Raw genomic sequence first — 6356 nt, forward strand, 5'->3', positions numbered from 1 at the left:
TCACACATAAATATTGCTCTTCTACAGTATTTTTATCAGATGAAGGCAAATGTATTTATCTATGATTGTAAATTACCTATTCGTAGTACATAGGAGGATGGAACGACGCTATGATAGATATTGGAGCATTTATATTGGGGATGTGCATCGGTGTGATTGCTGTTGCGTTGGCTATTGAACTAGGTATGAGAAAAACTCCAAACACTCAAAGTGCGACACGGCCAACACATAAGTGGAGTATTTCGGAGATTTCAAATCCTCGAATTGTTGCAGAGTATCTAGGAGACATGGAGCTTCCAAAAAACGCAAAAATCGTTGTTAATCAGTATGAAAATAAGGATCGACTTGTTGGTCTCCAAGCAAAAGAGCATTCAGGAATTCGGGGAAATTTTATTCTTGGCGACGACCGCGCGTTGATCCTAGCAGGACCAATTAAACAAGAAGAGCTCGGTGTTTGGACTGTTGAAAAAGTAATGCTTGAGAAGTTGAATAAATATTTTGAGGATAGTTGGTCGAAAGCTCATGATGTATCATTTGATGAGTAATGATCATGTGCATTCCGATTAGCACAACCACCATTTCTAACATACGGCAGTAACTATTGCTCCTATTACAAGTAGAACAAGGTATTTCTATTTTTTTTCACATAGCTACTTGTTCATGAAAAACGTTGATGCTTGATGAATGGTTGGTTGTACATAATTATATGCGGAAAAAACTAGGTTTGGAGTTAACTAATTAAAGCCGAGAGGTATGCTGCCTACGAATGTTTCTAAGTCTTGTCGGTATCATTGTTTCATTCATAGTAATTATCTTTTTCATCAGAAAACAGAAAAGTTTTGGATTATCGCTGATACTTGGTGCAGTTATCCTTGGTTTTTTTTCTCTGGAATTCCTATCATTCCAAGATATATTAAAAACCATTATCGCAGCAAGTATTTACTCATTTGATACCGGTCAGATCAATACGGAAACTATCGAGCTTGGTTTGTTAAGTACCTTTATTTTTATTCTTGCAAAAACCATGCAGGAAACCGGAGCAATAACTAAACTTATTGAAAGTTTTCGAACCGTCTTCTCAAAAGGAGGTATTCTTGGCGTTATTCCTGCGATATATGGTTTAATGCCAGTCCCAGGAGGTGCACTCCTTTCGGCACCAATGCTTGATGAAGAAGGAACTGCGTATCAACTCGATAATCGTCAAAAAAATTTCCTCAACATATGGTTTCGGCATATATGGTTCCCTATTTTTCCGATATCAGCAGCAATGATCCTCATCTGTAGTCAAAAATTTTCAGATATCGATATTGGATACCTCATCCTCATCAATTTACCTTCAACCCTTACTGCAATTCTGATTGGTTATTTTATGTTGCGGTTTTTTCTAAAACATAAAAATCCCTCTGTTACAAAAGAAGACACCGGCGGTCTTCGAGGATTGATCTATTTGATTCCTCCGATTGCTCCTTTGTTTTTTTACTTAATTTTACAATATGTTGGTTTTTCGCAGACAAGGTCCTTTTTGATCGGAGTTGTTTTTAGTATTGCTCTACTTTTTTTCCTCACACATAATACGAGTGGAGAGTATCTCAAGATCATTCGACGGTCATTTACCTGGAATCTCATAATTGCGATTTTCGGAATCATGATTTTTCGAGAAATGTTTGAAGCGACCAAAGCAAATAGTATTCTTGTTGATCTGATTCAAACAACACCGACACCGCCTTTGGTTATTATCATTCTGATTCCCTTCCTTCTTGGTTTATTGACTGGTTATAATCTTGGTGCTATAACGCTCTCCTATTTTTTGATACAACCCTTTTTCATATTCACTTCAATTCCTATTCTTGGTTTAACCAGCATAATTTTTATCAGTTCTCTTGTTGGTTATTTAATTTCACCAATTCATCTGTGTAATGTACTCAGTAGCGAATATCTAAAAACAAATCCTATGAAAATATATCGATGGTTTATCCCTGCTGCAATGACTCTGTTATGTATTCAAATTGTTTTTGTCGTGCTTGTTTTTTCATTAGGATAAAGCTTTTATAAAAACTTGATTTCCTTGTTGCTATGAACAAGGTTGATCTTCTTCCGTATCTTCGAAATCCTAGCTTTTATGGATCATCAGCTTCATCTGTAGAAATTATTCAGACACATATTTCTGTTGTAGCATTAACAGGACCCTATGCGTACAAGGTAAAAAAACCAGTCAATTTTGGGTTTCTTGATTTTTCAACACTTGAGAAAAGGAAATTTTATTGCGAAGAAGAAATCCGTTTAAATAAACGCCTTTGCCCAGATATATATCTTAGTGTACTCCCCATCACACAACAGAATGGTGCTATTGTACTCAACGGTACCGGGAAGCCGATCGAGTATGTCGTGAAAATGAAGCAGTTTCCTCAACAAGAAATTATGACGTATCTGCTGAAACAGGGAAAAATCGATGAGGATATCATAGATATACTTTGTTCAAAACTAGTCGATTTTTATACTCGTGAACAGCCGACCGATGAAATAAGCTCCTATGGCAGTCCTGACCAAGTACGTCAGAATATTGATGAAAATTTTGAACAAACAAAAGCTGTTGTTGGTAGTCTTATTTCTCCTGAAACATATGCTTTTATAAAAACAACAAATGATGCTTTTTTTAAGAACAAAAAGGATGTTTTTCACCGTCGAATCAAGCAAGGCTACATCCGTGATTGCCATGGAGATCTCCATTCAGGGAACATCGTCGTTTCTGGTGCAAACAATATCTATATTTTTGATTGCATCGAATTTAATAAACGATTTCGATTTATCGACGTTGCATCTGATATCGGTTTTCTTGCGATGGATCTAGATTATCAAAACCATCCGTATCTTGCAAGTTTTTTAATTACCAACTATGTTAAAAAAAGCGGTGACACAGGCATCTTTGATCTTCTAAATTTCTACAAATCCTACCGAGCCTATGTTCGGGGGAAGGTTACTGGTTTTCAACTCCAGGATCCAAAGATACCTGAGCATAAAAAACAAGAGTTACAAAGGACTGCACAGCGATATTTTACATTATCAGAATATTATGCTTTGTTATTTTCGCTTGATGTAGCAGAACATACGCCATGTCTCTTTGTTGTCGGTGGTTTGAGTGGTACTGGTAAATCAACGGTTGCACAAAAAATCGCTGTTGACTATCATGCATGCTATCTCAACTCAGATATTATTCGGAAACAACTTGCTGGCATCGATACCTATGAACGACATCACGATGCATTCAACAAAGGGTTATACGAACCAAAAAACGTTGATGCTACGTATGAAAAAATGATTACAACTGCAGCAGAAACGCTCCAACGGAAAGAAAATGTGGTTCTCGATGCAACCTTCCAAAAAAGGAAACATCGTGACATGGTTGTTCGTCTTTCCCAAGATTTATCTGCATCTCTCATCATCATCCAATGTGTTTGTCCCGATGAAGAGGTAAAAAAGCGGTTAGAATCCCGTCTGGAGAAAAAATCGGTTTCAGATGGACGATGGGAGATTTATCTTAAACAGAAAGAAACCTTCGAAGCATTTTCTTCAAAGGATCATGTGTATATTTTTGACACGTCGAACGAGCAATATGAATATCGATTCAATTTTTTCAAAACGATAGCGCAGCATCTTTCTAAGGTGTAATCATATGAAAATTGCAGGTTATGATTTAGACATGGATCACATCATTGACCAAATTGTTCAGAAACAGTATTCGACGCTCGCACTGCAAGTCCCGGAAGGGCTGAAACACTCATTGCGACCTATTGTAAACTATCTGGAACAACAAACGCGTGCTCGGGTTATTGTCCTTGCTGATCCTTGCTTCGGAGCATGCGATATCCCAGTGAATTCTTTGTATAATCTACCTATTGATTGTATTATTCATATTGGTCATACGAAACTGCTTCCTCACCACGATCAGTCCATTCCTGTTTTATATGTCACTGCAGCTGCTGATATCGATGTTTACCGAGTTGTTGAAAAAGCTTGCTCTTTGCTTGTTGGAAATCGTATTGGTCTTGTGACAACTGCGCAGCATCTTCACACGTTACAAAAACTATCCAAATTTTTACAGGATCATGGATTTAAACCAATTGTGGGAAAAGGAGATAGTCGGGTAACTGCCGATGGTCAGATTCTCGGTTGTAATTTTTCATCAGCAACATCGGTTGTCGGAAGTGTTGATTCATATTTATTTCTCGGAAGTGGGATGTTTCACCCTCTTGGTTTGTTGTTAGCAACAAAAAAACCTGTTATTGCTGCTGATCCCTATACGCTTCAGGTTAAACGACAGGAACTTGAAGATATGAAAGATAGTCTTTTACGACAGAGGTATGGGGCTATTGCAGCTGCAAAAACTGCAAAAACTTTTGGCATTCTTGTTGGTTTGAAACCAGGTCAACAACGACTACAGCTTGTTTTTCACCTGAAAACAATCATTGAATCTGCACGTCGAACTAGTCTGATTCTTGCAGTGAATTATGTTTCCCCTGAAATTTTACAGAGTTTTCTTGATATTGATTGTTTTATTTCGACAATCTGTCCACGTATTGCAATTGATGATTATCTCCAGTATAAAAAACCCCTCATCACGCCGGTCGAGGCTGAAATTGCATTTGGTGTTCGATCTTGGCAAACCTATATCTTTGATCAGATCTGTGATGAGCACATTCGATGATAAACCTTTTATGGTTATGTTGCCTCATGTCCTGTATCATGAAATCACTCAAACTTGGATGTCAACCTCTTGATGACCTTCTCGGCGGAGGTCTTGAACAGGGGATCATTACTAAAGTCTTTGGAGAAGCAGGAACCGGGAAAACCAATTTACTCCTTCAAGCATCCCGTGAGTGTATCAGAGCAGGTGGAACGGTCGCCTATATTGATACTGAAGGTGTATCACTCGAACGGCTACGGCAGATCTGCACAAAACAGGAATACCCTAAAATTTTGGAGAATATGAAAGTATTCAGTCCTACATCGTTTGCTGAACAGGAAACAATACTTTCAGATGTTTGTACTCTCAAAGACGTTGATTGTATCACCGTTGATACTATGAACATGTTCTATCGACTCGAACTCGAAGGTGATCGAGAAAGTGGGATGCGTTCGTTCCTTCGACAGATGACCCAGCTTCAGCTTACTGCTCGAAAAAAAAATCTGTATGTTGTAATCGCAGAGCAGGTATATACCGATAAAAATGGTGAAATCAAGCCTTTTAGTCATCGGGAAACAGATCATATGGTTAAAACAGTAATAAAACTTGAACGGAAAGGTATCGGAGAGCGGCAAGCAACTCTCATGAAACATCGATTTCAACCCGAGGGAAAAACAGCGATCTTTCGAATTACCCACCACGGGTTAGAATAAGAATAAGAAAAACCACACTTCTTTTATATGTGTGAATGAAAAAGGATATGCGTTTGATTATTGAAATATTTGATGAGATAGAATAAAGAGATATCTATCGTTTCTCAAGGAACAATCAACAAAGCAAAAAAGTACCTATATATCTAACCTCCTTCTGTCAAAAACCTATTTAATATACTTATATATGTCTTTTAGATATGCCGTCTGCTTCAAAATCAGATCTTGAAGAAATAAGTTACAAAAACCTTCGGCGTTTACAACAGCAAGAACAAGCGTCCCCAGGCTTAATGCAGATACCTCCAACGTTCTATGAGCAGTTAACTTCGTATCTTCAAAATCTTGAACAGAAACTTTCAAATGAAAATAATCCAACAAAAAATAAAATTTATCATGAAGAAATACAAAATATCAGGAAAATCGTTCAGAGTATTTATGAACTTCGAGAAAAAAAAATTGTTCAAGCAGCTTTGTCGGCGGTTCGAGGCGCAAAACCTGATGTGAAAAACTTCATCGAACCTGAAAAAGAATTATATGAACAACTTATAGCTGCAATAACAAAGACAAGAACAGATTTGCTCATAACGTCAAAAAAAAATGTTCAGAAAACTCCTGCAGAATCAATCAGTAACCAACAAGTCGGTCCAAAACAGGATTCCCAACGTTCAGATTCAAATGGTACTCCGGTCGTTCGAATGCTTGCAGATGTCCCGGAATTTGTCGGTTTTGATCTGCAAATTTATTCTTTAAAAAAAGATGATGTACTTGCTCTTGATCAAGAAATAAGTTCATTATTAGTGAAACGAGGCGTCGCAGCCATCGTCCATAAGTAATAGGGCTATCCGGCTACATCCCGAAATGAATCCATAAATTCAGCATAACGTCTCATTTTGCTGTGAGAATCACGCACAGCAAACAGAAAAAATCATAATTCAACAAGCTTTTTTACAGATTTTTTCAACAAA

At 37.5% G+C, this 6356-nt stretch carries 6 protein-coding genes; all 6 read left to right on the top strand.

The features are described from left to right. The first annotated feature begins 110 nt into the window (after positions 1–110). The 6 genes from QXL17_05735 (at position 111) to QXL17_05760 (ending at position 6224) form a co-directional block, all read left to right on the top strand. Positions 111–545 carry a hypothetical protein gene (locus QXL17_05735; GenBank protein ID MEM4258636.1) on the top strand — a complete coding sequence of 145 codons (435 nt, stop codon included), beginning with the start codon at positions 111–113 and terminating at the stop codon, positions 543–545. A 221-nt stretch (positions 546–766) separates the two neighbouring features. Further along, positions 767–2041 carry a DUF401 family protein gene (locus QXL17_05740; protein MEM4258637.1) on the top strand — a complete coding sequence of 425 codons (1275 nt, stop codon included), beginning with the start codon at positions 767–769 and terminating at the stop codon, positions 2039–2041. 32 nt (positions 2042–2073) lie between these two features. Continuing rightward, positions 2074–3666 (top strand): AAA family ATPase, encoded by a 1593-nt coding sequence (locus QXL17_05745; protein ID MEM4258638.1) that lies wholly within the window; start codon positions 2074–2076, stop codon positions 3664–3666. Positions 3667–3670: 4 nt separating this feature from the next. Further along, positions 3671–4702, top strand: coding sequence for a diphthamide biosynthesis enzyme Dph2 (gene dph2, locus QXL17_05750; protein ID MEM4258639.1), 1032 nt, complete (start codon positions 3671–3673; stop codon positions 4700–4702). A 26-nt stretch (positions 4703–4728) separates the two neighbouring features. Then, a complete protein-coding gene (gene radB, locus QXL17_05755; GenBank protein ID MEM4258640.1) occupies positions 4729–5394 on the top strand; it encodes a DNA repair and recombination protein RadB in 666 nt (221 codons plus the stop codon). A gap of 197 nt (positions 5395–5591) precedes the next feature. Next, positions 5592–6224 carry a hypothetical protein gene (locus tag QXL17_05760; protein ID MEM4258641.1) on the top strand — a complete coding sequence of 211 codons (633 nt, stop codon included), beginning with the start codon at positions 5592–5594 and terminating at the stop codon, positions 6222–6224. The last annotated feature ends 132 nt before the right edge of the window (positions 6225–6356 follow it).

It is taken from the genome of Candidatus Thermoplasmatota archaeon (genome assembly GCA_038884455.1).
In the GTDB taxonomy this organism is placed as follows: domain Archaea; phylum Thermoplasmatota; class E2; order DHVEG-1; family DHVEG-1; genus JAWABU01.

Excerpts from the sequence above, each read along its gene's own strand:
- QXL17_05735 (MEM4258636.1), top strand. The coding sequence starts at position 111 with ATGATAGATATTGGAGCATTTATATTGGGGATGTGCATCGGTGTGATT.
- QXL17_05740 (MEM4258637.1), top strand. The coding sequence starts at position 767 with ATGTTTCTAAGTCTTGTCGGTATCATTGTTTCATTCATAGTAATTATC.
- QXL17_05760 (MEM4258641.1), top strand. The coding sequence starts at position 5,592 with ATGCCGTCTGCTTCAAAATCAGATCTTGAAGAAATAAGTTACAAAAAC.
- dph2 (MEM4258639.1), top strand. The coding sequence starts at position 3,671 with ATGAAAATTGCAGGTTATGATTTAGACATGGATCACATCATTGACCAA.
- radB (MEM4258640.1), top strand. The coding sequence starts at position 4,729 with ATGTCCTGTATCATGAAATCACTCAAACTTGGATGTCAACCTCTTGAT.
- QXL17_05745 (MEM4258638.1), top strand. The coding sequence starts at position 2,074 with ATGAACAAGGTTGATCTTCTTCCGTATCTTCGAAATCCTAGCTTTTAT.